The sequence below is a fragment of the Delftia sp. UME58 genome (genome assembly GCF_014170385.1).
GTDB lineage: Bacteria > Pseudomonadota > Gammaproteobacteria > Burkholderiales > Burkholderiaceae_C > Comamonas > Comamonas acidovorans.
The window spans coordinates 136,692-161,581 of record NZ_LZZV01000052.1 but is presented as its reverse complement, the minus strand read 5'-3'; the positions used below and the strand labels follow the sequence as shown (position 1 = coordinate 161,581).

General features: G+C 66.0%; 21 protein-coding genes. 14 read left to right on the top strand and 7 right to left on the bottom strand.

What is annotated here, in order from left to right:
• Positions 1–170 precede the first annotated feature (170 nt).
• A complete protein-coding gene (gene zwf / locus A9976_RS13805) occupies positions 171–1,625 on the bottom strand; it encodes a glucose-6-phosphate dehydrogenase (RefSeq protein ID WP_183019472.1) in 1,455 nt (484 codons plus the stop codon).
• 139 nt (positions 1,626–1,764) lie between these two features.
• Between zwf and pgi the strand changes: the two genes are divergently transcribed.
• Entirely contained in the window at positions 1,765–3,369 is a 1,605-nt protein-coding gene (gene pgi / locus A9976_RS13800) for a glucose-6-phosphate isomerase (RefSeq protein ID WP_183019471.1), read from the top strand.
• A gap of 6 nt (positions 3,370–3,375) precedes the next feature.
• Here pgi and A9976_RS13795 read toward each other — a convergent pair whose 3' ends face one another.
• The 3 genes from A9976_RS13795 to A9976_RS13785 all read right to left on the bottom strand — a co-directional run bounded on the left by A9976_RS13795 (position 3,376) and on the right by A9976_RS13785 (position 6,502).
• Positions 3,376–4,239: an MBL fold metallo-hydrolase gene (locus A9976_RS13795; RefSeq protein WP_183019470.1), complete on the bottom strand. Its 864-nt coding sequence runs from the start codon at positions 4,237–4,239 to the stop codon at positions 3,376–3,378.
• A gap of 9 nt (positions 4,240–4,248) precedes the next feature.
• Positions 4,249–5,283, bottom strand: coding sequence for a tripartite tricarboxylate transporter substrate binding protein (locus tag A9976_RS13790; RefSeq protein ID WP_183019469.1), 1,035 nt, complete (start codon positions 5,281–5,283; stop codon positions 4,249–4,251).
• 298 nt (positions 5,284–5,581) lie between these two features.
• Positions 5,582–6,502 carry an SMP-30/gluconolactonase/LRE family protein gene (locus A9976_RS13785; protein WP_183019468.1) on the bottom strand — a complete coding sequence of 307 codons (921 nt, stop codon included), beginning with the start codon at positions 6,500–6,502 and terminating at the stop codon, positions 5,582–5,584.
• A 243-nt stretch (positions 6,503–6,745) separates the two neighbouring features.
• Here A9976_RS13785 and A9976_RS13780 point away from each other — a divergent pair, with 243 nt between their 5' ends.
• The 12 genes from A9976_RS13780 to A9976_RS13725 all read left to right on the top strand — a co-directional run bounded on the left by A9976_RS13780 (position 6,746) and on the right by A9976_RS13725 (position 20,780).
• Positions 6,746–8,056 (top strand): sugar ABC transporter substrate-binding protein, encoded by a 1,311-nt coding sequence (locus A9976_RS13780; RefSeq protein ID WP_183019467.1) that lies wholly within the window; start codon positions 6,746–6,748, stop codon positions 8,054–8,056.
• 35 nt (positions 8,057–8,091) lie between these two features.
• Positions 8,092–8,949: a carbohydrate ABC transporter permease gene (locus A9976_RS13775; protein WP_183019697.1), complete on the top strand. Its 858-nt coding sequence runs from the start codon at positions 8,092–8,094 to the stop codon at positions 8,947–8,949.
• A gap of 4 nt (positions 8,950–8,953) precedes the next feature.
• On the top strand, positions 8,954–9,775 hold the full coding sequence (locus A9976_RS13770) for a carbohydrate ABC transporter permease (protein ID WP_183019466.1): 822 nt from the start codon (positions 8,954–8,956) through the stop codon (positions 9,773–9,775).
• 23 nt (positions 9,776–9,798) lie between these two features.
• A complete protein-coding gene (locus tag A9976_RS13765) occupies positions 9,799–10,848 on the top strand; it encodes an ABC transporter ATP-binding protein (protein ID WP_183019465.1) in 1,050 nt (349 codons plus the stop codon).
• A gap of 64 nt (positions 10,849–10,912) precedes the next feature.
• The gene (dalD, locus tag A9976_RS13760) at positions 10,913–12,331 is read left to right on the top strand and encodes a D-arabinitol 4-dehydrogenase (RefSeq protein WP_183019464.1); all 1,419 of its coding nucleotides are present in this window, start codon (positions 10,913–10,915) and stop codon (positions 12,329–12,331) included.
• Between the two features lie 22 nt (positions 12,332–12,353).
• Entirely contained in the window at positions 12,354–13,319 is a 966-nt protein-coding gene (locus A9976_RS13755) for a carbohydrate kinase (protein WP_183019463.1), read from the top strand.
• A 62-nt stretch (positions 13,320–13,381) separates the two neighbouring features.
• Complete coding sequence (locus A9976_RS13750) at positions 13,382–14,314, top strand: AraC family transcriptional regulator (protein ID WP_183019462.1); 933 nt, start codon at positions 13,382–13,384, stop codon at positions 14,312–14,314.
• A 279-nt stretch (positions 14,315–14,593) separates the two neighbouring features.
• Positions 14,594–15,244: a cytochrome c gene (locus A9976_RS13745; protein WP_183019461.1), complete on the top strand. Its 651-nt coding sequence runs from the start codon at positions 14,594–14,596 to the stop codon at positions 15,242–15,244.
• Between the two features lie 139 nt (positions 15,245–15,383).
• On the top strand, positions 15,384–17,654 hold the full coding sequence (locus A9976_RS13740; protein ID WP_259649203.1) for a cytochrome c biogenesis protein ResB: 2,271 nt from the start codon (positions 15,384–15,386) through the stop codon (positions 17,652–17,654).
• Positions 17,651–18,991, top strand: a complete 1,341-nt coding sequence (ccsB, locus tag A9976_RS13735) for a c-type cytochrome biogenesis protein CcsB (protein WP_183019460.1) — start codon at positions 17,651–17,653, stop codon at positions 18,989–18,991. The genes A9976_RS13740 and ccsB overlap by 4 nt, the downstream gene beginning before the upstream one ends.
• A gap of 174 nt (positions 18,992–19,165) precedes the next feature.
• Complete coding sequence (msrP, locus tag A9976_RS13730; protein WP_183019459.1) at positions 19,166–20,146, top strand: protein-methionine-sulfoxide reductase catalytic subunit MsrP; 981 nt, start codon at positions 19,166–19,168, stop codon at positions 20,144–20,146.
• A 13-nt stretch (positions 20,147–20,159) separates the two neighbouring features.
• A complete protein-coding gene (locus A9976_RS13725; protein WP_183019696.1) occupies positions 20,160–20,780 on the top strand; it encodes a sulfite oxidase heme-binding subunit YedZ in 621 nt (206 codons plus the stop codon).
• On the opposite strand, the gene A9976_RS13720 is transcribed toward A9976_RS13725, so the two are convergent.
• Positions 20,777–21,604: an MBL fold metallo-hydrolase gene (locus A9976_RS13720; protein ID WP_183019458.1), complete on the bottom strand. Its 828-nt coding sequence runs from the start codon at positions 21,602–21,604 to the stop codon at positions 20,777–20,779. The genes A9976_RS13725 and A9976_RS13720 overlap by 4 nt on opposite strands.
• Before the next feature lie 91 nt (positions 21,605–21,695).
• Complete coding sequence (gene lptM, locus A9976_RS13715) at positions 21,696–21,977, bottom strand: LPS translocon maturation chaperone LptM (RefSeq protein WP_183019695.1); 282 nt, start codon at positions 21,975–21,977, stop codon at positions 21,696–21,698.
• Positions 21,978–21,989: 12 nt separating this feature from the next.
• Here lptM and cyaY point away from each other — a divergent pair, with 12 nt between their 5' ends.
• Positions 21,990–22,328, top strand: a complete 339-nt coding sequence (gene cyaY / locus A9976_RS13710; RefSeq protein ID WP_012207381.1) for an iron donor protein CyaY — start codon at positions 21,990–21,992, stop codon at positions 22,326–22,328.
• A 79-nt stretch (positions 22,329–22,407) separates the two neighbouring features.
• On the opposite strand, the gene A9976_RS13705 is transcribed toward cyaY, so the two are convergent.
• On the bottom strand, positions 22,408–24,732 hold the full coding sequence (locus A9976_RS13705; RefSeq protein ID WP_183019457.1) for a penicillin-binding protein 1A: 2,325 nt from the start codon (positions 24,730–24,732) through the stop codon (positions 22,408–22,410).
• Positions 24,733–24,890: the final 158 nt, after the last annotated feature.

Here is a 24,890-nt window from a genome sequence, read left to right as displayed (position 1 = left end):
GTTTCTCACGGGCCATATGCCAACTGCGTGGCGCCATATGCAGGCGCGGCGTATGAAACTGTCGCGGCCCACCCCAGGGACACCGAGGAAGGGCCGCCCCGCACCGAGGGTGTCGTCCCCCTCCCGCGCAGCGAGAGAGGGGGAAGGCGCGCAGCGCCTCAGGGGGAGCCTCAAACCTCCTCGCTCCAGCAAAACCCATCCCGCGCAATCATGGCGCTGGCCGCGCTGGGCCCCCAGCCGCCAGCCGCATAGCCGCGCGGCCCCGAGAGATCGTTGCGCCAGTGCTGCAGTATGGGTTCCACCCAGCGCCAGGCCTGTTCCTGCTCGTCGCTGCGCACGAACAGGTTCAGCCGCCCGGCGATCACGTCCAGCAGCAGGCGTTCGTAGGCGCCCACGCGCTTGGCGCCGAAGCGCTGGTCGAAGTCCAGGTTCAGGTGCACGGGGGCCAGCGAAGGCTCGGCCTGCTGCTGGGTGGCGCCCTGGGCCAGCAGGTGCAGCTCCAGGCCGTCCTTGGGCTGCAGGTTGATGACCAGCCGGTTGGCTTCGGACAGGGGCGAGCGGAAGATGGGATGGGGCACGGGCCGGAAGTTCACGACGATGCGCGCATCCCGTCCTGCCAGCCGCTTGCCGGTGCGGATGTAGAAGGGCACGCCGGCCCAGCGCCAGTTGCAGATCTCGGTGCGCAGGGCGACGAAGGTCTCGGTCTGGCTGCCGGCCGCCACGCCTTTCTCTTGCTGGTAGGCGGGCACGGGCTGGCCCTGGCTGGCGCCGGCCAGATACTGGCCGCGCACCACATGCTGGCCCAGCGCTTCCGGCGTCCAGGGCTTGAGCGACTGCAGCACCTTGAGCTTTTCGTCGCGGATGGCGTGGGCCGAGGCGTTGATGGGCGGCTCCATGCCGATGGCGCACAGCAGTTGCAGGGCATGGTTTTGCACCATGTCGCGCAGCGCGCCGGTCTGGTCGTAGAAGGCGCCACGGCTTTCCACGCCCAGTTCCTCGGCAATGGTGATCTGGATGTTGGCAATGGTCTCGCGCCGCCACAGCGGCTCGAACAGTGCGTTGCCGAAGCGCAGGGCCAGCAGGTTCTGGACCGAGGGCTTGCCCAGGTAGTGGTCTATGCGAAACACCTGCTCTTCGCGCAGGACCTTGCGCAGCGAGGCGTTGATGGCCTGGTTGGAGGCCAGATCGTGGCCCAGCGGCTTTTCCAGCACCACGCGCGTCTGCGGGCCATTCAGGCCCACGGCTGCGATCTGCTCGCAGACCGTGGTGAACAGGCTGGGCGCAGTGGCCAGGTACATCACCACCGTCTCGGCGCCGCGCGTGTTCAGCGCCGTGGCCAGGCGCTCGTAGTCGGCGGGTTGCGACAGGTCCATGCGCAGGTAGTGCAGCAGGGCCGCGAAACGCGAGAACTCCTCTGGACTGGGGCGCTTGGACAGTTCCACCTTTTCGAAGCGGCCCTGGATGAGCGCGCGGTACTGGTCGTCACCCAGATCATCGCGACCCACGCACAGGATGCGTCCCCCCTCGGGGAGGGTGCCGTGGCGGAACGCCTGGAACAGCGCGGGCATGAGCTTGCGCCATGCGAGATCACCCGTGCCACCGAACAAAACCAGATCGAAACCCATGCTGTCTCCACAAGTTGGTGCATCTATTTTTGGTAACTTGGTTACCAAAATTTTGAAGAATCGGATAAATTATAGGAAGGTATTGAGGTCTTGTTCCAGAGATGTGTTGTCGATTTGGTAATCAGATTACTTTCATCCCATGCTGTCCGTCATTCCCCAGCCCCCGCGCTGCGACCATGCCACTGTCTGGCCTGCGCTGCACCAACATGCCTTGGCCCTGCGCAAGGGCTTCGATCTGCGCCAGGCCTTTGCCGATGATCCCGGCCGGTTCGCGCACTTCAGCCAGGAGGCGCCACACTGTTTTGCAGACCTGTCCAAGAACCTCTGGGATGCCCCGGCCGAGGCGCTGCTGTTGCGTCTGGCGCGCGAGTGCGCAGTGGAGCAGCAGCGCGATGCCATGTTCGCCGGCGAGCACGTCAACGGCAGCGAGGGCCGCGCCGTGCTGCACGCGCTGCTGCGCTGCCCGCGTGGCGATGCGCAGCCGGGGCTGGCATGGGCTCTGGGCCAGGTGCACGAAACGCTGGATGCCATGCTGGCCTATGCCGAGCGCGTGAGGGCCGATGCCGGCATCACCGATGTGGTGTGCATGGGCATCGGCGGATCGGGCCTGGGGCCGCAGATGGCCGTGCAGGCGTTGCAGGGAATGTGCGACGCACGGCGGCGCATGCACTTCGTCTCCAACGTGGATGGGCATGAGCTGCAATCGGTGCTCGATGGGCTGCAGCCACGCAGCACGCTGTTCATCGTGGCCTCCAAGGTGTTCAGCACGCAGGAGACGCTGACCAATGCGCGCAGCGCACTGCAATGGTTCCAGGCACGCAGCGGTGGAGCGGATGTGGCAAGGCATTTCGTGGCACTGACCACCAATGCCTCGGCGGCGGCTCAGATGGGCATCACCACCACTTTCGGCTTCTGGGACTGGGTGGGCGGGCGCTATTCGCTGTGGTCGGCGATCGGGCTGCCCGTGGCCGTCGCCGTGGGAGCCGCGGCATTCCGCGACCTGCTGGCCGGCGCGCATGCCATGGACCACCACTTCCGCACGGCACCGCTGCAGGCCAACCTGCCCGTGCGCCTGGCGCTGCTCGACATCTGGAACCGCAATCTGCTGGGCTTTGGCAGCCGCTGCATCGCGCCCTACCATGCAGGCCTGCGGCGCCTACCGGCCTATCTGCAGCAACTGGAGATGGAGAGCAACGGCAAGCGCGTGGACCGCCAGGGCCGGCCGCTGGCACTGGGCTCGGCCCCCGTGCTCTGGGGCGAGCCTGGTACGGATGGGCAGCATGCCTTCTTCCAGATGCTGCACCAGGGTATGGACATCGTGCCGCTGGAGATCATCGCCGTGCAGCGGCCCTCGCACGGCCTGCAGGGCCACCACGAGCAACTGCTGGCCAACGCCCTGGCCCAGGCCCAGGCCTTGATGCAGGGGCGTTCCTGCGATGATGGCCACCGCCACTTCCCGGGCAACCGGCCCAGCACCTTCGTACTGCTGGATGCGCTCACTCCGGCGGCGCTGGGTGCGCTGATCGCCTTGCAGGAGCACCGCGTGTTCGTGGCGGGTGCGCTGTGGGGCCTCAACAGCTTCGACCAGTGGGGGGTGGAGCTGGGCAAGCTGCTGGCGCGCGACCTGCAGCCGCGCCTGGCCAGCGGCAACATGGCGGGTCTGGACGCATCGACCGCAGGGTTGCTGCTGCGGATGCGGGCCGAGAAGCCGCAAGGCCCGTACGTCCGCCTGGAAAGTGCATGACACGCTCTAGAAATCGTACTCGGACAGATCGCGTGACAAGTGGACCGGCCCGGAAAAATCGGCACGAACATCCCGTTCGATCTCGAGCAGCTCTTCGACCGATAGCCGCTTGAAGTGCGTCAGGACCAGCTGCTTCACGGCCGCCCGGGCAGCGATCTTGCCGGCGGTATCCGAACATGCCAGCGTATACCGGCTGACGTCCTGAAGGTGCGTGCTGCGCGTGAACGCGGAGCGTGGCATGTAACAGCATTGCAGGTGCAGATCGGCGTTTTCGGCGATGCCTGCGAGTGCATCGCACATCACCGCATCCCCACTGTACGAAAAAACCTTTCCCTCGCATTCGACGCGGTAGGCGTGGCAGATCCATCCTCTTCGGAAGACGTTGCTGAAAGGCAGCTTGTGCCCGTGCTCGACTTCCGCACACCTCACGCGCCAGCCATCGCCTTCGACCACCTCTCCGCCTCGCAATTCGATAACCTGCGCGCCCACGAAAGGGCCAAAGGCCTTTTCCCCCTGGGTGCGGAAGGCGATGTCGCGGTCGTACACCGAAGCCATGAGGATGTCGACGATGGCGGCGGTGCCCGGCGGTCCATAGACGCACAGCGGTGCGCGGCGCCCTTCGATCCAACTGGTGATGAGGTAGTTGGCGAATTCGCCGATGTGGTCAACGTGATGGTGTGAAATAAACAAGGGGCCCAGGCTTGCGATCGGCAGCCTCTTTTGCGCGATGCGCTGAATGGCGCCCCGGCCGATGTCGAAAATCAGGTACTGGCCCCCTGTTTCCAGGATGTGGCAAGAAGAGGATCGCTCGGCATCGAGGCGCGGCCCTCCCGTCCCCAGCGTGTGAAGTTTCATGCGTCTGTCGGTCATGATGGCTCTTCAATCCAGCCTGGCGCCGGTTCTGAGCACCAGGTCCTTCCATTTCGCCGCCTCGTCCTGGATGAAGGCACCGAATTCCCGGGGGCTCATGACGGCAGTCTCGGCCCCGAGCGATGCGAGGCGATGCGCAACGCCCGGGTCACCGAGGGCCTTTGCTATCTCCGTATTCAACTTGCTGATGATCTCAGGGGCGACTCCTGCCGGAGCCACGATTCCACCCCAGCCATAGAGGTCGTATCCAGGGATGCCGGACTCGTGCAGCGTTGGCAACTCTGGCAGCAGGGAGGAGCGCTGCTTGGTGGTGACCGCCAATGCGCGGGTCCGGCCGGCTGCCGCATGCGGAGTCGTGGCCACCGCCGTGTCGAACATGACCTGCACGTGTCCGGAGATCAGGTCGCTTTGCGCAAGTCCGGAGCCTTTGTAGGGCACATGGACCAGCTTCACCTCGGCGATCTGGTTGAAGAGCTCCCCTGCCAGGTGCGGCGGGCTTGCGTTGCCCAGGGATGCATAGCTCAGGCTGCCGGGCTTCGCCTTCGCCAGGCGTATGACCTCGGCGACGCTTCTAGCGGGCAGGGTGCTGGTGACGGCCATCACCAGGGGAAATTTGCTGAGCAGCGCGACGGGACTGAAATCCCTGGCGAGGTCATACGGGAGTTTCGGGAACAGGCTGGGGTTGACGGCCAGCGCTGCGGGAAAGTAGAGCAGCGTGTAGCCATCGGGCGCGGCGCGCACGAGCATTCCCGCAGCGATGCTGCCGCTTGCCCCTGGCTTGGACTCGATGATGATGGGTTGCCCCCAGGCCTCGGTGAGCTTGCGGGCGACCAGCCGAACCTGTACATCGCCACTGGAGCCTGGCGCGAAGCCGATGATGATGCGGATCGGCTTGTTGGGATAGTCCTGGCCGGATGCCGCCGCGAATGGCATGCACAGCGCCAGCGCCGCCAGAGCAGAAAACCGCCATGGCAGGGCCACGCCAGGCACTGGTCGCCGCATCGTTGCGGAACCTGCGTGGCAACTGGAGTCGATGGTTTTCATGGGCTTCCTCCCCTTGATGAGTCGATCCAGGCGGGATGCGCCTGTCTTGGCGCAACGTGGCTGACGAAGTGCCTGGGCGCGGGTCGCCTCTCGTTCTCGCAACGCGGGTGAGAGGCCATGCACCAGGAATATGATCATCAATAGGTCATTCTATTGATGGGATGATTTTGGCCGTGGTTAGGCAAGAATGGATTCATGGTTTCCCCCGAGCTCCAGGCTCGGCAATACCCGGGGCTCCTGCACTGCACTGCACCCCCCGGCCGGCGGGCTTGCGCCGAGTATTTGATTGATGACGCGGCTAGCGTGGCTGGCGTGCTGCAGCTTGCCTGAAGAAGTTCACCGGCAGCCCCGGCACGTCCACGCGGCATTGCATCAGCGCGCCCGCGGGCACCTCGGCCGCATGTTCCTGCTCGGGCCGTCCGTGGCCGGCCGATGTGATGTACAGCGTGCGCAGGTCCTCGCCTCCGAAGCAGACCATGGTGGGGCAGTGCACGGGCGTGTCCAGGCGCTGCAGCACCTCGCCCTCGGGGCTCAGCTGCAGCACGCAGCCGCCTTCGTACATGGCGACCCAGTAGTTGCCCCGGGCGTCGACGCTGGCGCCGTCGGGGCGGCCTCCGTACAGCCGGCCGTCGGTCCTGGGGGCAAAGGCCTTCCAGAGCGAGCGCGTGCCCAGCGTACCGGAGTCCAGGTCGAAGGCGAAGCGGTCGATGCGGTGGGCCGGCGTGTCGGCCCAATACATGGATCGGTCATCGGGGCTGAAGGCCAGGCCGTTGGCGGTGGTGCAGTCGCCGGCCATGCGTTGCACGGCGTAGCCGCCGGAGCCGTCAGCGCGCAGGCACCACAGCGCGGCATCGGGCCCCGTCTTGGGCGAGAACAAGGAGCCGGCCCACAAGCGGCCCGCACGGTCGCAGCGCCCGTCATTGAGGCGGAACTGGCGCGGGTCATGTTCCAGGAGGGCAATCATGGCGGTGTGGCCCGTGGCGGTGTCCAGCAGGCCGAAGCCGTCGCGCAGCCCCACGACGATGCGGCCCTGGTCCGTGGGCGCGCAGCAGCCCGGCTCGCTGGGCGTGGCCCAGCTGCGGTGCAGGCCGCTGGCCGGATCCCAGGAATGGATGCGCAGGCCCTGGATGTCGCACCAATAGAGCCTGCGCTCCAGCGGATGCCAGAAGGGTGACTCGCCGAGGGCACTCGGCGGGACGGGAATGCGCTGCACGGCCATGGTCTGCTCCGGGGGGAATGGACGGCCCGATTCTAGAGGGCGAGGAGGCGCCGTCCTGCTGGCAGATGGTTTGATGCACCTGCTACGGGATATTGCCGCCTCGCCTGTGCATAAAAGTATTGGGGTGCAGGCCTGGCGTACCAGTCCGGGAAGGGGGCCGTTGCCACAATGGTCCATCCGCTGCCGGGACGGGAGGCGCGGTGATCCGGCATTTCAAAACGACCAGGCAAGAAGGAGACAGACATGCACAGCTTGATCAGGGCGGGCGCGGCGCTGGCCGTGGCCGCATCGGTCACAGGCGCACAGGCCGACACCGAACTCGTGATCGCGACCGTGAACAACGGCCACATGATCGAGATGCAGAAACTCTCTGCCCGCTTCGAGCAGGCCCACCCCGGCATCACGCTCAAATGGGTCACGCTGGAAGAAGGCACGCTGCGCCAGCGCGTGACCACCGACATCGCCACCAAGGGCGGCCAGTTCGATGTGATGACGGTGGGCCTGTACGAGGTGCCGATCTGGTCGAGGAATGGCTGGCTGTTGCCGATTGCCACCGATGCCGCCTATGACGCAGACGATTTGCTGCCCTCCATCCGCAAGGGCCTGTCGTACGAGGGCAGGCTCCACGCCCTGCCGTTCTATGGCGAGGCATCGATGCTCATGTACCGCCGTGATCTGGCCGAAAAGGCGGGCTTCACCATGCCTGCGCAGCCGAGCTGGGAGCAGGTGCGGGAATTTGCCGCCAAGGTCCATGATCCCAAGGCTGGCGTCTATGGCATCTGCCTGCGCGGCAAGCCGGGCTGGGGCGACAACATGGCCCTGGTCACCACCATGGTCAACACCCACGGAGGCCAGTGGTTCGACATGCGATGGAAGCCGCAGCTGGACACCCCGGCCTGGAAGAAGGCCGTGGGTTTCTATGTGGAACTGCTGAAGGCCTACGGGCCGCCCGGCGCATCGGCCAACAGCTTCAACGAGAATCTGGCGCTGTTCAACGAGGGCAAGTGCGCAGCCTGGGTCGATGCCAGCATTGCGGCCTCGTTCGTGGGCGATCCACGGCAGTCCAAGGTGGCCGGCAAGGTGGCGTATGCGGCCGCTCCCGTGGCCTCCACGCCCAAGGGGGCGACCTGGCTGTGGACCTGGAACCTGGCCATTCCCGCCGGCTCCAGGAAGGTGGATGCGGCCCAGGCCTTCATCAAATGGGCCACTTCCAAGGAGTACGTGCAGCTGGTGGCGCGCGAGCATGGCTGGCGAGCCGTTCCCACGGGTACGCGGCAGTCCACCTATGCGAGTGCCGAGTTCCAGAAGGTCGCGGACTTTGCCGGCGCCGAAAAACACGCCATCGACAGCGTGAGCCTGAGCGATGCGACCGAGCCACGCTCGCCCTACATCGGCGTGCAGTACGTGGCCATCCCCGAGTTCCAGGCCATAGGCATTGCCGTGGGACAGCAAGTCAGTGCGGCGCTGTCGGGCAAGGCCACGGTGGAGCAGGCGCTCAAGACCTCGCAGACCCTGGCGGACCGCGAGATGAGGAAAAGCGGCTACTACAAGTGATGGCTGCCCCGATGCTTCGACCAAGCCCCGTGCCCATGACGCGCCTGCTGCCCCGCGCGCTCATGGCTCCCGCCGTGGCCGTGCTGCTGTGCTGGATGCTGGTGCCGCTGCTGATGACGGTGTATTTCTCGTTCGTCGACTACAACCTCTTGCAGCCGGGCGGCCACCCCTTCGTGGGCCTGCGCAACTACGAGTTCTTCGTCACCGACCCGGACTTCGTGCCCGCCGTGCGCCAGACCCTGGTTTTCCTGGCCGGCGTGGTGTCGATCACCGTGGTGCTGGGCGTGCTGCTTGCGCTGCTGGTCAACGAGCCATTTCCGGGGCGGGGCATGGTGCGCGTGCTGCTGATCTCGCCCTTCTTCGTGATGCCCGCCGTCAACGCGCTGCTGTGGAAGCACATGATGATGAATCCCATCTACGGCGTGCTGGCCAGCCTGTGCAGGGCGCTGGGCCTGGAGCCTGTGGACTGGCTGACCGAGGTGCCGCTGCTGTCCGTGATCATCATGGTGTCCTGGCAGTGGCTGCCTTTTGCCTGCCTGATCTTCATCACCTCGCTGCAGTCGCTTGACCGCGAGCAGATGGAGGCGGCGCGCATGGACGGCGCCAATGCCCTGCAGCGTTTCCACCACCTCACGCTGCCCCATCTGGCCCGCCCGATGGCGGTGGTGGTGATGATCGAGATGATCTTCCTGCTGGGCGTGTTTGCGGAGATCGCCATCACCACGGCGGGCGGCCCGGGCAACGAGAGCACCAACCTCACCTATCTCATCTACAAGCAGTCGCTGATGCATTTCGACGTGGGCGTGGCCTCGGCGGGGGCATTGTTCGCCGTGGTGCTGGCCAACATCGTTGCCATCTTCCTGATCCGCATCGTCGGCAAGAGCCTGGACTGAACGCATGACGGCCGCTTCACTTTCCACCGTCTTGCGTGCCGCCGCGGCCTGGTCGCTGGCGCTGCTGCTGTTCTTTCCGCTGGGCTGGCTGTTCCTGACCGCGTTCAAGACCGAGCTGCAGGCCATTGCCGTGCCTCCGCTGTTCGTGTTCGAGCCCACGCTGGACAACTTCGGCGAGGTGCAGCAGCGCAGCAACTACCTGCTGCACGCGCGCAATTCCCTGGTCACCAGCCTGGGGTCCACCCTGGCGGGCCTGGCCATCGCCGTGCCTGCCGCCTATTCGATGGCCTTCTTTCGCACGCGGCGCACACGCGATGTGCTGATGTGGATGCTGTCCACCAAGATGATGCCCGCCGTGGGCGCATTGCTGCCCATCTACGTGCTGGCCCAGGGCGCCGGCCTGCTGGACACGCTCACGGTGCTGACCGTGGTCTTCACGCTGTCCAACCTGCCCATCATGGTGTGGATGCTCTACAGCGCGTTCAAGGATATTCCGCACGAGATCCTCGAAGCCGCGCGCATGGATGGCGCCGGCCTGTGGGCCGAGTTCCGCCATGTGGTGCTGCCGCTGGCGCTGGGCGGCATTGCCTCCACGGGCCTGCTGTGTCTGGTGCTGAGCTGGAACGAGACCTTCTGGTCGCTCAACCTCAGCAGTGCGCGCGCCGGCACGCTGGCCACGCTGATCGCCTCCTACTCCAGCCCCGAGGGGCTGTTCTGGGCCCGGCTCTCGGCGGCATCGCTGCTGGCCATCGCGCCCATCGTGGTGTTCGGCTGGTTCAGCCAGAAGCAGCTGGTGCAGGGCATGACCTTCGGCGCCGTCAAGTAGCCGCTCTTCAAACCAAGAAAACCATGGCCTATCTGCAACTGCAAGACATGCGCAAGAGCTTTGGCGAGGCGCACATCATCCGTGGCGTGGACCTCGCCATCGAGCGCGGCGAGTTCATCGTCTTCGTCGGCCCCTCGGGCTGCGGAAAATCCACGCTGCTGCGCCTGATCGCGGGGCTGGAGTCCGTCAGCGCGGGCCGCCTGCGGCTCGATGGGCACGACATCACGCACATGCCCTCGGGCCAGCGCGATCTGGCCATGGTGTTCCAGAGCTATGCGCTGTACCCGCACATGAGCGTGTACGACAACATGTCCTTTGCGCTGCGCCTGGCGGGCGTGCCGCGCAAGGAGATATTGCGCAAGGTCGGCCGGGCCGCGGAAACGCTCGATCTCACGGCCTGCCTGGAGCGCCGCCCGGGCGAGCTGTCGGGCGGGCAGCGCCAGCGCGTGGCCATCGGCCGCGCCATCGTGCGCGAGCCCAAGGTCTTCCTGTTCGACGAGCCGCTGTCCAACCTGGATGCGGCGCTGCGCGGCAACACGCGCGTGGAAATCCTCAAGCTGCACCGCGCATTGGGCGCCACCACCATCTATGTGACGCACGACCAGGTGGAGGCCATGACCCTGGCCGACCGCGTGGTGGTGATGCGCGACGGCGCCATCGAGCAGGTGGGCTCTGCGCTGCAGCTCTATGACCGCCCGGCCAACCGCTTTGTCGCGCAGTTCATCGGCATGCCGCCGATGAACCTGCTGGCGGCCCATGCCGTGCCGGGCCTGTCTGCCAGCGCGCACGGGCGCTTGCCGCCGGACGGCACGCTGGGCATACGCCCCGAGGCGCTGCGCCTGTCCCGGGCCGAAGCAGGCCACGGTGACGGTGCTGGCGTCCAGGGGCGCGTGGACCTGATCGAAGCCTTGGGTGCCGACACGCTGGTCCATGTGGACGTGGCGGGCGTGCCGCTGGTGGCGCGCCAGACCGAGCGCATGCCGCTGGCCGTGGGCGATGGGGTGAGGGTGTCCCTCGACCCGGGCTGCATGCTCCATCTGTTCGACCGCGATGGCCGTGCGCTGGCTGCCTGATGAGCCTGGCGGCCGCGCGCTGCCCTCTTCTTTCCGTCTCTCCCATCCCTTTGTCCGGGACACCATGAACGCGACTGCACCCTCCCTCTCCCGCCCCACGGTGCTGCACCTGGGACTGGGCTCTTTTCATCGCGCGCACCAGGCTGCCTACCAGCAGCGGTTGATGGACGCGGGCGACACGCAGTGGGCGCTGGTGGGCGCCAACCTGCGCCCTGACATGGCGCAGACGCTGGACGCCCTGGTGCGGCAGGGCGGGGCCTACACGCTGGAGACGGTTGCGCCCAACGGCACGGTGCGCTACCAGTGGCTGGATGCCTTGAGCGAGGTGATTCCGTACGCGCCCGGGCTGGCCGCCGTCGTGGAGCGGGGCGCCCGGCCGGCCACCCGCATCATCTCCTTCACGGTCACCGAGGCCGGCTACTGCCTGGATGGCCAGGGGGTGCTCGACGCTGCGCATCCCGATCTGGCGCAGGACCTGGAGCGCGCGCACCGTGGCGAGGCGGGGAGCACCATTTATGGCGTGCTCTGCGCCATCCTGCAGGTGCGCCGTGCCACGGATGCCGGCCCCGTCACGCTGCTGAGCTGCGACAACCTGCGCCACAACGGCGACCGCCTGCGCGCCGGCCTGCTGGCCTTCATGCGCCAGGCGCAGCTGCATGAGCTGGCCGACTGGGCACAGCGGCACACCAGCTGCCCCAACGCCATGGTCGATCGCATCACTCCCCGCCCACCACCGCAGCTGCGTGCGCGCGTGCTGGCCGCCACCGGCCGCGACGATGGGGCAGCAGTGATGGCCGAGCGCTTTACGCAATGGGTGATCGAGGACCGCTTCATTGCCGGGCGCCCCGCCTGGGAGACCGTGGGCGTTGAGCTGGTGCCCTCGGTGGCGCCTTATGAAGAGGCCAAGATCCGCATCCTCAACGCCAGCCATAGCTGCATCGCCTGGGCCGGCACGCTGGCGGGCCTGGAGCATATCCACGAAGGCTGCGCCGTGCCCGCGATACGCCAGATGGCCTGGGACTATGTGACCCGGGATGTGATTGCCTGCCTTTGCGCACCGGGCCGGCCCGGCCCGCTGGACCTGCCGGCCTACCGTGATACGGTGCTGGAGCGCTTTGGCAATGCGGCCCTGCGCGACACCAACCAGCGGGTGGCGGCCGATGGGTTTGCCAAGATCCCCGGCTTCATCGCGCCCACGCTGCGCGAGCGGCTGGCGCACAACGCCGCCATCGATGCCGTGGCCATGCTGCCAGCGCTGTTCCTGGCCTTCTTGCAGCGCTGGCACCAGGGCACACTGCCCTATGCGTACCAGGACCAGGCCATGGACCCGGCGGTGGCGCATGCCATCTGCGCGGCGCCCGATCCCGTGGCCTCGCTGTGCGCCGAGCCGCAGCTGTGGGGCGAGGTGGCAGGCCATCCGCAGCTGGTGGAGTCGGTGCGCCGGGCCATGGAGCGGGTACGGGCATTTGTGGACAGGAACTGAAGATGCACAAGGCGGAGCTGACATGCGCATAGCCATCGTGGGCGAGGCCCTGATCGATTTCACCGCCACGGGTGGCCTGGCCTTCCAGGGCCATGAGGGCGGGGCGCCCGCCAATGGCGCCATTGCGGCGGCGCGGCTGGGACAGGCCACGGGCCTTGTCTCGCAGCTCTCGGAGGATCTCTTTGGCGAGCGCCTGTTCGCGCACCTGCAGGGCAACGGCGTGGACATGCGCCTGGTGCAGCGCTGCAGCGCGCCCAGCACGCTGGCCTTTGTGGAGCGCGGCGAACACACCAACCGCTATGCCTTCTACATGCAGGGCACGGCCGACACGCTGTGGTCGCCTGCCGAGCTGCCGAAGTTGCCGGACGAATGCCGCATCCTGCAATTCGGCTCCATCGCGCTGCTGCATGCGCCGGCCGGGCCGCGCATCCTGGATCTGGTGGCCGCGCAGCGCGGTCGGCGCCTCATCGTCTTCGACCCCAATGTGCGCCCCTCGCTGATCCGCGATGCGCAGGCCTTCCGGCGCGACTGCCTTGACTGGCTGGCGCTGGCCGACCTGATCAAGCTCAGCGACGAGGATGCGGCCTTCATCGCGCCTGGTCAGCCGGTGCTGGAGGCTGCCGGTAGCTGGTTGTCGCGGGGGCCCAGGGCCGTGGTGCTCACGCAGGGCGCCGAGGGCGCCACCTTGCTGCGCGCAGGCCACGCGCCGCTGTCGGTGCGCCCGCCTGTGGTGCCGCTGGCGGACACCATCGGCGCGGGCGACACCTTTGGCGCGGCACTGTCCGTGGCACTGCTCGAGCGTGGCGTGGAGCAGGCGCAGCAGTTGCAGTCCCTGCCCGATGCCGCGTGGCGCGAGGTGCTGCGCTTTGCGGCCACGGCTGCCGCGCTCAACTGCACGCGCGCCGGCGCCCAGCCGCCCTGGCGTGCGGAGCTGGATGCTGCGCTTGCGGGCCTGGATGCTGCGCAAGCGCAGCAGGACAGGGCGTAGTGGCAGCCGGTGATGCCGTGCTCTTTGTGCCCGTCTCCATCGTCCCTGATTGATTGACTGCCATGCCCAGCACACGCCGCCGCCCGCCCCGCCAGCGCCACCCCGAGCTGGAGCGCGATTTTGTCCGCACGCCCGCCCTGGGCTATGAAGACGTGGACGGCAGTGGCCTGGTGCGCTGCCTGGCGCATGGTTTTCCGAGCCCGCTGGTGCGCTGGCATTTCCATGACGAGTATGAGCTGCACCTCATTACCCACACCTCGGGCCGCGCCTTCGTGGGGGACTGGATAGGGCCGTTCGAGCCGGGCCACCTCGTGCTCTGCGGCCCGCGCCTGCCGCACAACTGGATATCGTTCGACGTGCCCGAGGCCGGCGCGCCCGAGCGCGATCTCGTCATCCTGTTCAACCACGATCCCATTGCCCGTGCGGCCGAGCAGATTCCCGAGATGCGCGAGGTGCTGCAACTGCTGGACCGCGCGCGCCACGGTATCGAGTTCTTCGACATGGCCGAGGCAGCGCGCATGCACTGGGAGGCGGTCCGGGGTGCGCGCGGCATGCGCCGCTTCGCGGCCTTTTGTGATCTGCTGTGCGATCTTTCCGAATGCACGGACTACCGGCTGCTGTCGGCGGTGCAGATGCAGGGTGTGCAGGCCGAGGCGCAGGTGGACCAGATCAACGAGGTGGTCAACCGCATCATGGCGCGCGTGAACGAGCCGCTGAGCCTGGCGGGCGTGGCGGCCGAACTGGGCATGAGCGAAAGCCGCTTCAGCCGTTTCTTTCGCCGCGCCACAGGCAACAGCTTCACCGAATTTGTCAGCCGCGTGCGCATCAACAGTGCCTGCCATCTGCTCATGCAGACCGATTGCTTCATCGCCGATATCTGTTTTCAGGTCGGCTTCAGCAATCTGGCCAACTTCAACCGGCGCTTTCTGGAAATCAAGGGGATGACACCCTCGGAATTCCGCAGGCAGGCCGAAAGCCGCTTCGGCGCGGGCTGAGGCGGGCGAGGGGCCTGGAATTCGGGAAGAAAGCGGTGTGGTATTGCGCGCCACATGGGTAGAGCCCTTATTGCCGCGCTGGCACAGATCGATATGCTGGGCTGTGAAAAACACATGTTCCGCACCGGATCCGTGGCCAGTTCGTGACCACGATCAAGGAATGTGTTTTCCTCTGTGCGCAGGGGCGAAACCAGGGTTCCTGACGATATCAATCACAGGGGACCCCATTGTAGAATCCGCCGAATTTTGCGCTTTCAACAACAGAACCACGCCCTCGATATGAAGTTGCTTGCCTCTTTGCTGACGGCTGCCATTCTTGCTGCAGCCCCCGCCTTTCCCGCTTTCTCCGCTGGCGAGGCACCTGCTGCCCCGGCACAGCCGAAGGCGGCCAAGGCCGACCTGGCGAAGGGCGAGGCCAGCTACACCGCAGTCTGCGCGGCATGCCATGCAGCCGACGGCAATTCCACCATCCCGCTGCAGCCCAAGCTGGCCGGCCAGCATCCCGAGTACCTGGTCAAGCAGTTGCTGGAGTTCAAGGACGACAAGCGCAAGGACCCTGTGATGAAGGGCTTTGCCAGCATGCTCAGCGAGCCTGACATGAAGAACATCGCCGCCTGGCTGCACACGCAAAAGCCCAAGGACGGCTTTGCCAAGGACAAGGACCTGGTGGCCATGGGCGAGCGCATCTACCGCGGCGGCATCCAGGAGCGCAACATTGCCGCCTGCGCGGGCTGCCACAGCCCCAACGGCGCCGGCATTCCGGCCCAGTACCCGCGCCTGGCGGGCCAGCATGCCGACTACACCACGACCCAGCTCACGGCCTTCCGTGACGGCAAGCGCGGCAATAGCATTCAGATGACGCAGGTTGCTGCCAAGCTTAACGATCGCGAAATCAAGGCCGTGGCAGACTACATCGCTGGCCTGCGTTGATGCGATCCCGGGGCCGACGCGGTTCCCAGGGTAATCACCGGGAACCTATTGCTTTATAGACACCCCAAGCCAGGCGGGTCCATCGCATGAATGCAGATGGTCCCGCTTTTTTCATTCGGGTTTTGGCTTTTCGTTCTTCATGTCAGACAACTCTTCCGGTGCCGCTCTTGCTCCCTCCCGCCCGCAGGCCGCGCGCGCGACCCTGGAGCTGCTGGCATCGATGCGCTTCGCGATCTCGCTGCTGACGGTCATCTGCATTGCCTCGGTGATCGGCACCGTGCTCAAGCAGCATGAGCCGGTGGGCAACTACGTCAACCAGTTCGGGCCTTTCTGGGCCCAGCTGTTCCTCGCGCTCAAGCTCAATGCGGTCTACAGCGCCTGGTGGTTCCTGCTGATCCTGGCATTTCTGGTGATCAGCACCTCGCTGTGCGTGGCACGCCATGCGCCCAAGTACCTGGCGGATCTGCGCAGCTACAAGGAAAACGTTCGCGAACAAAGCCTCAAGGCGTTCGGCCACCGTGCGCAGAACCTGGTGCCCGGCAGCACGGAAGAGGCCGCCAGGCGCCTGGGCCAGCAACTGGTGTCGGGCGGCTGGAAGGTGCGGCTGCAGCAGCGCGATACGGCGACCGGACCCGGCACGGGCTGGATGCTGGCGGCCAAGGCGGGCGCGGCCCACAAGCTGGGCTATATCGCGGCCCACAGCGCCATCGTGCTGATCTGCCTGGGCGGGCTGTTCGATGGCGACCTCATCGTGCGCGCCCAGATGTGGCTGGGAGGCAAAACACCTTATACCGGCGGTGGCCTGATCTCCGAGGTGTCCGAGCAGCACCGGCTGAGCGAGCGCAACCCCACCTTCCGAGGCAACCTGCTGGTGACCGAAGGCGGCACGGCAGGCACGGCCATCCTGTCGCAGTCCGACGGCGTGCTGCTGCAGGAGCTGCCCTTTGCGGTGGAACTCAAGAAATTCATCGTGGAGTACTACTCCACGGGCATGCCCAAGCTGTTTGCCAGCGAGGTCGTCATCCACGACAAGGCCACGGGCGAGAAGCTGGAAAAACGCATCGAGGTCAACCACCCGGCCAGCTACCGTGGCATCGAGATCTACCAGTCCAGCTTTGACGACGGCGGCTCGTCGGTGAAGCTGCGCGCCGTGCCGCTGGAGGCGGGAGCCAAGCCCTTTGATGTCGAGGGCGTGATCGGCGGATCGGACCAGTTCGTGCGCAAGCTCCCGGACGGCAAGGACGAGACAGTGACGCTGGAGTTTGCCGAGTTGCGCACCATCAACGTGGAGAACTTCGGCGGTGGCGGCGGGGCCAATGGCAGCGGCACCGATGTGCGCAAGGTGGACCTGAAGCAGGCCATCGACGAGCGCCTGGGCGCGGCCCACAAGACCGTGACCAAGAAGGAGCTGCGCAACATCGGCCCCAGCATCCGCTACAAGCTGCGCGATGCCTCGGGCCAGGCGCGCGAGTTCCAGAACTACATGCTGCCCGTGGACACGGGCGACGGCCAGCGCGTGTTCCTGCTGGGCGTGCGCGACAACCAGGCCGATGCCATGCGCTATCTGCGCATTCCCGCCGATCCCGAAAGCGAGATGGACACCTTCCTGCGCCTGCGCAGCGCGCTGCAGGACCCCAGGCTGCGCGAGCAGGCGGCCAAGGCCTATGTGGCCAAGGCCATCGACGCCTCGCGTGCCGAACTCAGTGGCGCGCTGGCGCAGTCGGCCACCAAGGCGCTGGAATTGTTCGCGGGCCAGACCGACAAGAAGGGGCCGGACGGCAAGCCGCTGGGCGGGCTGCAGGCCATCTCGGACTTCATGGAAAGCAATGTGCCTGCGGCCGAGCGCGAACGCGCGGGCGAGGTGCTGGTGCGCATTCTCAACGGCGTGCTGTTCGAGCTGGCCCAGATCGTGCGCACGCAGGCGGGCCAGGCGCCCCTGGAGCCCAGCGAGCAGACGCAGTCCTTCATGACCCAGGCCGTGTTCTCGCTCAGCGATGCGCAGTTCTACCCCATGCCCATGGTCTTCATGCTGCAGGACTTCAAGCAGGTGCAGGCCAGCGTCTTCCAGGTGGCGCGTGCCCCGGGCAAGAACGTGGTGTATCTGGGTTGCCTGTTCCTCATCATCGGCGTGTTCTGCATGCTGTACGTGCGCGACCGCCGCCTCTGGATCTGGCTCACGCCCCGCGATGGCCAAAGCCATGCCGAAATGGCCTTGTCCACCAATCGCAAGACACTCGATGGTGATAGAGAATTCGCCATGCTGGCCGGCAAGCTGATAGGCGCCGAGCCCATCCACAAGTACGACTTGCGCAAGAAGGAACAAAGCGAACGGTTTGCCACGGGGCACAGCACGTTGTCGCATCCTGTTTGCGCAAGTCTTGACAAGAAACCCCCCGGAGGTTCCGCATGAACACCGCCACTACCACGACGACTTTGACGCTCAACGAGGGCTTCTTCGCCCGCCGCAACTGGTTCGACTGGGTGTTCGCGGCCCTGGTGGCGGCGGGACTGCTGTATGCGCTGCAGCGCTATGGCGCGTACATGGATGTCTACGAGAAGTGCATCCTGGTCGGCACCATTCCCTCGGCCATCTGGCTGGGCTGGTTCTGGCGCCCGCTGCGCGGGCTGATGCTGGTGGTGGCCGGGCTGTCGCTGCTGGCCATCGGGCTCTACCAGGGGCCTGAAGGGGCGCAACTGGCGCGTTCGGACACGGTGTTCGGCCTCAAGTACTTCCTGTCCAGCCAGTCGGCCATCCTCTGGATGAGCATGGTGTTCTTCATGAGCACCGTCTTCTACTGGATCGGCATGTTTGCGCGGGGCGAGGGCACGGCGCTGTCGCTGCTGGGCTCGCGCCTGGCCTGGCTGGCCGTGACGCTGGCGCTGGTGGGCACCATGGTGCGCTGGTACGAGAGCTATCTCATCGGCCCCGATGTGGGCCACATCCCGGTCAGCAATCTCTATGAAGTGTTCGTCATGTTCTGCTGGATGACGGCGCTTTTCTACCTCTACTACGAGCAGCACTACGACACGCGCGCCCTGGGCGGCTTCGTGATGCTGGTGGTCAGCGCGGCCGTGGGCTTTTTGCTGTGGTACACGCTGGTGCGCGAGGCGCACGAGATCCAGCCGCTGGTGCCGGCACTCAAGAGCTGGTGGATGAAGCTGCACGTGCCGGCCAACTTCATCGGCTACGGCACCTTTGCGCTGGCGGCCATGGTTTCCTTTGCCTACCTGATCAAGCAGCAGGCCACGGAGACGCGCTGGTGGAAGCTCGCGCCGCTGTGGATGCTGGGCGTGGTGCTGTGCTTCGAGCCCATCGTCTTCCGCCAGGGCGCGACCCAGAACGGCGGCAGCTACTGGATGGTCTACTTCGGCATCTCGGCGCTGATCGTGGCCGGCATCCTGCTGGCGCGCAAGCGCATTGCCGAGCGCCTGCCCAGCTTCGAGTTGCTGGACGATGTGATGTACAAGTCCATCGCCGTGGGCTTTGCCTTCTTCACCATCGCCACCGTGCTGGGCGCGCTGTGGGCGGCCGAGGCCTGGGGTGGCTACTGGAGCTGGGACCCCAAGGAAACCTGGGCGCTGATCGTCTGGCTCAACTACGCGGCCTGGCTGCACATGCGCCTGGTCAAGGGCCTGCGCGGCACGGTGTCCGCCTGGTGGGCGCTGGGTGGGCTGGCCATCACCACCTTCGCCTTCCTGGGGGTGAACATGTTCCTTTCTGGGCTGCACAGCTACGGCGAGCTTTGAGCCACTGCAGTGGCAGTGGCAAGACAAGGGCAGCGGCATGCGTTCAGGCGCATGCCGCTTTTTCGTGCACGATCGCATCGGTGCCGCAGGGAACTTGCGCGCGCCTGCGCGGCTCCCAATCGCCATATCGCCAGCAATGGCGCCTCGTGCCCGCCGGCACACCAGGAGATTCCCATGCTGATCCGTTCCCACGACAACGGCTTCCAACACCCGCAAGGCAGCGAGATCACGCCCCGGGCAGGCTACCTCAAGCGCCGTGCCTGGCTGCAGTACCTGGCCGCAGGCTCGGCCGGCGCGGCCTTGCCCGGCTGGGCGGCGGGCGTGCAGCGCCCCGGCAAGCTGGCGGCGCTGGCCTCCGTGCCTTCCCAGGTCGTGGGCGCAAACACCATGGACCGTGTCACGGCCTATGCCGATGTGTCCCAGTACAACAACTTCTACGAATTCGGGCTGGACAAGGACGATCCCGCCAAGAACGCCCACACGCTCAAGACCCGCCCCTGGACGGTGAAGATCGAGGGCCTGGTCCAGCAGCCGCAGACGCTGGACCTGGATGCGCTGCTCAAGCTCGCGCCGCAGGAAGAACGCATCTATCGGCTGCGCTGCGTGGAGGGCTGGTCCATGGTGATTCCCTGGGTGGGCTATTCCCTGGCCGAGCTGCTGCGCAAGGTGCAGCCGCTGGGCAGTGCCAGGTACGTGGAATTCGTGACCCTGGCCGACAAGGCGCAGATGCCGGGCCTGCGCAGCGGCGTGCTGGACTGGCCTTATACCGAGGGGCTGCGCCTTGATGAAGCCATGCACCCGCTGACGCTGCTGGCCTTTGGCATGTATGGCGAAGTGCTGCCCAACCAGAATGGCGCGCCCGTGCGGCTGGTCGTGCCGTGGAAGTACGGCTTCAAGAGCGCCAAGAGCATCGTCGCCATCCGCCTGACCGACAAGGAGCCGGGCACGGCCTGGAACAAGGCGGCGCGCAACGAGTACGGCTTCTATTCCAATGTGAACCCCGACGTGCCGCACCCGCGCTGGAGCCAGGCCACGGAGCGGCGCATTGGCGAAGACGGCCTGTTCGCCAAGAAGCGCAAGACGCAGCTGTTCAACGGCTACGAAGCCCAGGTGGGCCAGCTCTACGCGGGCATGGACCTCAAGAAGTTCTATTGATGTGGCCCATGCAATGACGGCGGTGCAGCGTTTTTTGCTGCGCCGGACGGCCAAGCCGCTGGTGTTTCTTGTGTGCCTGCTGCCGTTTGCGTGGCTGCTGGCTGGAGCCATCTTGAACACCCTTGGCGCCAATCCGGCCGAGGCCTTGCTGCGCTCCACCGGTGACTGGACCTTGCGCTTTCTGTGCGTGGTGCTGGCCGTGACACCGCTGCGCCAGGCGCTGGGACTGACGGCACTGGCGCGCTTCAGGCGCATGCTGGGCCTGTATGTGTTCTTCTACGCCCTGCTGCACCTGTTGTGCTATGCATGGTTCGACATGGGGCTGGACTGGGGCGAGATCGTGCTCGACATCCCGAAGCGGCCATTCATCCTGGTGGGCTTTGCGGCGCTGCTCTTGCTGACCGCACTGGCGGTGACTTCGCCGCACCGTGTCATGCGCGCCATGGGTGGCAGGCGCTGGCAATGGCTGCACCGCTGTATCTATGCCGTCGCGCCGCTGGCCCTGTTGCACTTCTTCTGGATGCGCGCGGGCAAGAACAACTTTGCCGAGGTCGCCGTGTACGCGGCCATTCTTGCGCTGCTGCTGGCCTGGCGCGTGGTCCATGCACTGCGCCGCCGGCGCGCCAGAAGCTAGCCGGCCACGGCGCGCAGGGCAGGGCGCAGCTGGCGGGTCACGGGGTCGATGTCCGCCATGGGCAGCTGGTAGTTGCGCTGGTCGAACAGGTCGATGCCGCACTGCAGGCCTTCGAGCCAATTGAACAGGTCGGTAATCGCCTTGGCGCCCATGATGGGCGCGCCGTGCTGGGGCACGATCATGTCGATGGGCAGCTGGCGCGCCATCTGCACCCACAGCCGAAGGATCTTGTTGGAGACCATGTAGCGGCGGTGAAAGCCTTCCATGCGCGCGATGTGCGGCACGAGGTCGGTCACGGGCACCTGCGCCTCGATGCCGTTCATCAGGGACACGCCCAGGTCGCCCGTGAAGAGGATGCGGCTGACCGGGTCGTAGAAGTGGAAGTTGCCTTCGGCATGCAGGAAGTGGGCCGGCAGCAGGTGCAGTTCATGGCGACCCAGCGGCAGCCGGCCACCGGCGTCCGGCACGCCGATCACGCGGTTCTCGGTCTTGCCGACCTTGGTGAAGTGGGGCGCGAAGCGCTCCCAGATGCGCGAGATCACCAGCTGTGCCTTGGTGCTGGTCATCCAGCGGTCCAGCGAGGCAATGATGTCTGGATCGGCGTGGGAAGCAATCAGATAGGACAGCTTGTGCGGCGCGAAATGCCGCGACATGCCCATGAACAGCTCGTTGAATGCGAGATTGCCGCCCGGATCGATGATGGCGCCCGTGTCGTCATCGACGATGAGGAACTGATTGGCCTGTATGGCCTGTCCATCTTCCTCGATGAGGTCGGTGAACATCAGGCAGGCGTGGTTTTTGTCTCGGTAGAGCTCTACGGGCATGGCGGGTTGTCGAGGGACAAGAGAAAGTCACTCTAAGCGCCATGCCTGGCAGCGGTGTTGATGTGCATCAAGCCGCCGCGCGGCCGCCGACTCAGTCGGCCTGCTGCTTGCGGGAATCCCTTGTACCGGTGGGGGTCGAGCTTTCCTCGACGGCGGCACTCGACGGGCCCGCGGGCAAGGTGATGGGTGCAGGCGCGGGCGTTGCACGCTCGGCCGGGCTGGAAATGCCCAGGGTCTGCGGCAGCGTGGCGCGGTGGCTGGCCGCAGGCGAGCTGGGCAGAAACAGCGGGCCTTTCTGGCCGCAGGCGGCCAGGGACGCCGCACAGGCGCCAAGGGCAATGCACCTGACTAGAATTTGCGAGGCTTTCAACATAAGCGAATTGTAATGACCGACCAAGAATTTCTGGACCTTGCCGAACGACTGCTGCTGGCCGTGGAGCAGGACTGCGATCGCATCAACGATGAAACCGATGCCGACCTCGATGCCCAGCGCGTGGGTGGCATGGTGACCCTGGTCTTTGCCAACCGCAGCCAGATCGTGATCAACCAGCAAAAACCGCTGCACGAGATCTGGCTGGCGGCCAAGGCCGGCGGCTTTCACTACCGCTACGACGCGGCGCAGGGCGCCTGGCTCGATACCAAGGGCGCGGGCGAGTTCTTCGCCAACCTGAGCCGCTACGCCACCGAGCAGTCGGGTCTGGCGCTGCAGTTCTCGGCACGCTGATCCGCCGTTATCGGCAGGCTCCATGAAGAAAGCCCGGCATGGCCGGGCTTTCTTGCGTGGTCAACCGCTTGTGTGGCGGTCAGTTGCGGAAGAGGTCGAGGATGCGGTTGCGCTCCTCGGTGGCGGGCGGGGGCGTGGCGCCTGCAGCGCCGCCCGTGGAAGCGCTGTCCATGCCCAGGCTGCTGACGCCGCCGTTGCGCGCGTTTTCCTCGTAGTACCACTCGCCGCCCATGTTCACGACGCCAGGGGGCACTGGCATCTCTGCCACCGGCACGCCCTTGAGGGCATGCTGCATGAAGCCGATCCAGATAGGCAGGCTCAGGCCGCCGCCCGTCTCGCGGCTGCCCAGGTTGCGCGGCGTGTCGTAGCCGATCCAGGAGACGGCGGCCAGCGTGGGCTGGAAGCCCGCGAACCAGGCATCCACCGAGTCGTTGGTCGTGCCCGTCTTGCCATACAGGTCGGGACGCTTGAGCGTGGACTGCGCGCGCGCTGCCGTGCCCACGCGCGCCACGTCCTGCAGCAGGCTGTCCATGATGAAGGCGTTGCGTGCGTCGATGGCCTGGGGCAGTTCCTGCACCGGGGGCGGCGTGAATTCGGACAGGATGCGGCCCTTGTGATCGGTGACGCGGGAAATCAGCCAGGGATTGACGCGGTGGCCGCCATTGGCGAACACGGAGTAGCCGGCGGCCAACTGCAGCGGCGTGACCGCTCCGGCACCCAGCGCCATGGTCAGGTAGGCCGGATGCTTGGCGGCATCAAAGCCGAAGCGCGTGACCCACTCCTGGCCCTGCTTGGGCCCCACGGCCTGCAGCAGGCGGATGGAGATCATGTTTTTGGACTTGTTCAAGCCCGTGCGCATGGTCATCGGCCCGTCGTAGCGGCTGTCGTAGTTCTTGGGCTCCCACGGCTGGCCACCCGTCACGCCGGCGCTGAAGAACAGCGGCGCGTCATTGATCATGGTGGAGGGCGAGAAGCCTTTTTCCAGGGCCGCAGAGTAGATGAACGGCTTGAAGGCCGAGCCGGGCTGGCGCCAGGCCTGGGTCACGTGGTTGAACTTGTTCTTCTGGAAGTCGAAGCCGCCGATCAGTGCGCGCAAGGCGCCCGTCTGGGGGACCAGGGCCACGAAGGCGCCTTCCACCTCGGGCAGCTGCGTGATTTCCCAGGTGTTCTTGGGCGTCTTGACCACGCGGATCACGGCGCCGGGACGGATCTTGATGTTGGGCGGTGCCTTCGGGTTCAGGCCCGATTCGGCGGGCTTCAGGCCCTCGCCCGTGATCTCTATCTGCTCGCCGTCGGCGCGTGCCGCCAGGATCTTGCGCGGATTGGCATCCAGCACCACGGCGGCGAGCACATCACCGTTGTCGGGGTGATTGGCCAGGGTGTCGTCGATGGCGTCTTCGCGGTCCTCGGCGTCGGCCGGAAGGGCCACGAACTTCTCGGGGCCGCGGTATTTCTGGCGGCGCTCGTAGTCCATGATGCCGCGGCGCAGCGCCGCGTAGGCGGCTTCCTGTTCGCCGGCATTGATGGTGGTGTAGACGTTCAGTCCGCGCGTATAGGCTTCGTTGCCGTACTGGGCAAAGATCAGCTGGCGTGCCATCTCGGCCACGTATTCGGCATGCACGCGGGTGTTGAAGGAGCCCGTGCGGATCTTCAGCGGCTCGGCCTTGGCTTCAGTGGCCTGGGCGGAGGTGATGAAGCCGTTTTCCTCCATGCGCTCGATGATGTAGAGCTGGCGCGAGCGGGCGCGCTTGGGGTTGCTGATCGGGTTGTAGGCCGATGGCGCCTTGGGCAGGCCTGCCAGCATGGCCGCCTCGGCAACCGTGATGTCCTTCAGCGGCTTGCCGAAATAGGCTTCGCAGGCAGCAGCAAAGCCATAGGCCCGATTTCCCAGATAAATCTGGTTCATGTAGATCTCGAGAATCTGGTTTTTGCTCAACAGATGCTCTAGCTTAAAAGTCAGTAAGACTTCGTAAATTTTGCGTGTAAACGTTTTCTCGGAAGAGAGATAGACATTGCGCGCCACCTGCATGGTGATAGTCGATGCGCCCTGGCTTTTCACGCGGCCCAGATTGGCCAGCGCGGCGCGGGCCATGCCCTTGTAGTCCACGCCGCCATGCTCGAAAAAGCGCGTGTCTTCAATGGCGAGCACGGCGTCGGTCATCACCTTGGGGATGTCCTGGATGGGGGTCAGCGTGCGCCGCTCCTCGCCGAATTCACCCAGCAGCGCGCCTTCGCTGGAGTACACGCGCAGCGGCAGCTTGGGCCGGTAGTCGGCCAGCTCGGACACGTCGGGCAGGTTGGGATAGGCCATGGCCAGGGCCACGGCCACGGTCAGCATCAAGGCCAGCGCGCCGGCAACGGCAATGCCCGCCAGCCATAGCAAGGCCTTGGGAAACCAGTGCATGGGCTTGGATGGGGCGGAGCGAGGCTTTGCAGCCTGGGGTTCTCGGGAGTCTGAAGACGGCATGTCGCAGGGAGTGCTGAGGAGTGCCGCATTATAAAAATGCGTGCCCCAGAAGGTCGGTAGGAGACGGCTGCACACGGTTGCCAGCATGGCCGCAA

What these genes read in the sequence shown, in the direction of transcription:
- A9976_RS13790 (WP_183019469.1), bottom strand. Translation starts at nt 5,283, where the DNA reads ATGAAAACCATCGACTCCAGTTGCCACGCAGGTTCCGCAACGATGCGG.
- ccsB (WP_183019460.1), top strand. Translation starts at nt 17,651, where the DNA reads ATGAACACCGCCACTACCACGACGACTTTGACGCTCAACGAGGGCTTC.
- zwf (WP_183019472.1), bottom strand. Translation starts at nt 1,625, where the DNA reads ATGGGTTTCGATCTGGTTTTGTTCGGTGGCACGGGTGATCTCGCATGG.
- msrP (WP_183019459.1), top strand. Translation starts at nt 19,166, where the DNA reads ATGCTGATCCGTTCCCACGACAACGGCTTCCAACACCCGCAAGGCAGC.
- A9976_RS13770 (WP_183019466.1), top strand. Translation starts at nt 8,954, where the DNA reads ATGACGGCCGCTTCACTTTCCACCGTCTTGCGTGCCGCCGCGGCCTGG.
- A9976_RS13720 (WP_183019458.1), bottom strand. Translation starts at nt 21,604, where the DNA reads ATGCCCGTAGAGCTCTACCGAGACAAAAACCACGCCTGCCTGATGTTC.
- A9976_RS13765 (WP_183019465.1), top strand. Translation starts at nt 9,799, where the DNA reads ATGGCCTATCTGCAACTGCAAGACATGCGCAAGAGCTTTGGCGAGGCG.
- A9976_RS13740 (WP_259649203.1), top strand. Translation starts at nt 15,384, where the DNA reads ATGTCAGACAACTCTTCCGGTGCCGCTCTTGCTCCCTCCCGCCCGCAG.
- A9976_RS13750 (WP_183019462.1), top strand. Translation starts at nt 13,382, where the DNA reads ATGCCCAGCACACGCCGCCGCCCGCCCCGCCAGCGCCACCCCGAGCTG.
- cyaY (WP_012207381.1), top strand. Translation starts at nt 21,990, where the DNA reads ATGACCGACCAAGAATTTCTGGACCTTGCCGAACGACTGCTGCTGGCC.
- dalD (WP_183019464.1), top strand. Translation starts at nt 10,913, where the DNA reads ATGAACGCGACTGCACCCTCCCTCTCCCGCCCCACGGTGCTGCACCTG.
- A9976_RS13745 (WP_183019461.1), top strand. Translation starts at nt 14,594, where the DNA reads ATGAAGTTGCTTGCCTCTTTGCTGACGGCTGCCATTCTTGCTGCAGCC.
- pgi (WP_183019471.1), top strand. Translation starts at nt 1,765, where the DNA reads ATGCTGTCCGTCATTCCCCAGCCCCCGCGCTGCGACCATGCCACTGTC.
- A9976_RS13755 (WP_183019463.1), top strand. Translation starts at nt 12,354, where the DNA reads ATGCGCATAGCCATCGTGGGCGAGGCCCTGATCGATTTCACCGCCACG.
- A9976_RS13705 (WP_183019457.1), bottom strand. Translation starts at nt 24,732, where the DNA reads ATGCACTGGTTTCCCAAGGCCTTGCTATGGCTGGCGGGCATTGCCGTT.
- A9976_RS13725 (WP_183019696.1), top strand. Translation starts at nt 20,160, where the DNA reads ATGACGGCGGTGCAGCGTTTTTTGCTGCGCCGGACGGCCAAGCCGCTG.
- A9976_RS13785 (WP_183019468.1), bottom strand. Translation starts at nt 6,502, where the DNA reads ATGGCCGTGCAGCGCATTCCCGTCCCGCCGAGTGCCCTCGGCGAGTCA.
- A9976_RS13775 (WP_183019697.1), top strand. Translation starts at nt 8,092, where the DNA reads ATGACGCGCCTGCTGCCCCGCGCGCTCATGGCTCCCGCCGTGGCCGTG.
- lptM (WP_183019695.1), bottom strand. Translation starts at nt 21,977, where the DNA reads ATGTTGAAAGCCTCGCAAATTCTAGTCAGGTGCATTGCCCTTGGCGCC.
- A9976_RS13780 (WP_183019467.1), top strand. Translation starts at nt 6,746, where the DNA reads ATGCACAGCTTGATCAGGGCGGGCGCGGCGCTGGCCGTGGCCGCATCG.
- A9976_RS13795 (WP_183019470.1), bottom strand. Translation starts at nt 4,239, where the DNA reads ATGACCGACAGACGCATGAAACTTCACACGCTGGGGACGGGAGGGCCG.